This is a genomic window from Sphingopyxis flava, assembly GCF_900168005.1.
GTDB classification, from domain to species: Bacteria; Pseudomonadota; Alphaproteobacteria; order Sphingomonadales; family Sphingomonadaceae; genus Sphingopyxis; species Sphingopyxis flava.
The window spans coordinates 1-1,095 of record NZ_FUYP01000114.1 but is presented as its reverse complement, the minus strand read 5'-3'; the positions used below and the strand labels follow the sequence as shown (position 1 = coordinate 1,095).

Annotated in this window: 1 protein-coding gene; it reads left to right on the top strand. The window is 60.1% G+C overall.

The features are described from left to right. Window positions 1-64: 64 nt before the first annotated feature. Window positions 65-1,095 (top strand): IS630 family transposase (locus B5X69_RS20770; RefSeq protein WP_425441546.1); only part of this gene is annotated, 1,031 nt, incomplete at its 3' end.

The window sequence follows — 1,095 nt, the reverse complement described above, 5'->3', positions numbered from 1 at the left end:
TAGTCATCTGGAACTGAAGTAAGCATCATTGTATATGCTCTCATCGGACATTTGGGAGCGTTTCATGATGGCGGGTAGACAGGCGGATTTGGTCGTATTGAGCGGCGAGGACCGGATTTTTCTCGAAGCTCAAGTCCGGCGGCACAAAGCGCCGCGGTCGCTCTCGGATCGATGCCGGATGGTTCTGCTGTGTGCAGAGGGACTGCAGAGCAAGGAAGTTGCCGAACGCCTCGGCGTCCACGAGCACACGGTCGGTAAATGGCGACGGCGGTTCGTGCAGGACGGCATTGAAGGGCTGACCGACGAATATCGTGCGGGCCGACCACGAACAGTATCGGATACGCAGGTGGCTCAGGTGATCGAGCGCACGCTGAACACCACTCCGAAGGATGCCACCCATTGGTCGATCCGCTCCATGGCAGCCGAGACCGGGCTGTCGCACACCACCATCCGACGGATCTGGGCCGCATTTGGCCTCCAACCGCACCGGTCCGAGACGTTCAAGCTGTCGACCGATCCTCTGTTCGTCGACAAGGTCCGGGACATTGTCGGCCTCTACATGTCTCCACCGAACCGGGCGGTCGTGCTGTGCGTGGACGAAAAATCCCAGATCCAGGCGCTGGATCGCGAGCAACCGGTCTTGCCTATGGCACCGGGCGTGCCTGAGCGCCGGACCCATACCTATATCCGCAATGGCACGACGTCCTTGTTCGCGGCGCTCGACATCGCCACCGGCGCCGTGATCGGCAAGTGCTACAAACGCCACCGAGCAACCGAGTTCCTCGATTTTCTCAAGCGGATCGATGCCGAGATGCCCGAGGGGCCGGACGTACACCTCGTGATGGACAATTATGCCACCCACAAGACGCCGAAGATCAAGGCCTGGCTGGCGCGCCGCCCGCATTGGCATGTTCACTTCACACCAACTTCGGCGTCCTGGATCAATCAGGTCGAACGTTGGTTTGCAGAGCTGACGCGCAAGCAGCTGCAACGCGGCGTCCATCGATCCACGGCCGAACTCGAAGCCGACATCGCGGCCTTCATCAAGGCGCACAATGAAAACCCCAAACCCTACAAGTGGGTCAAATCCGCAGA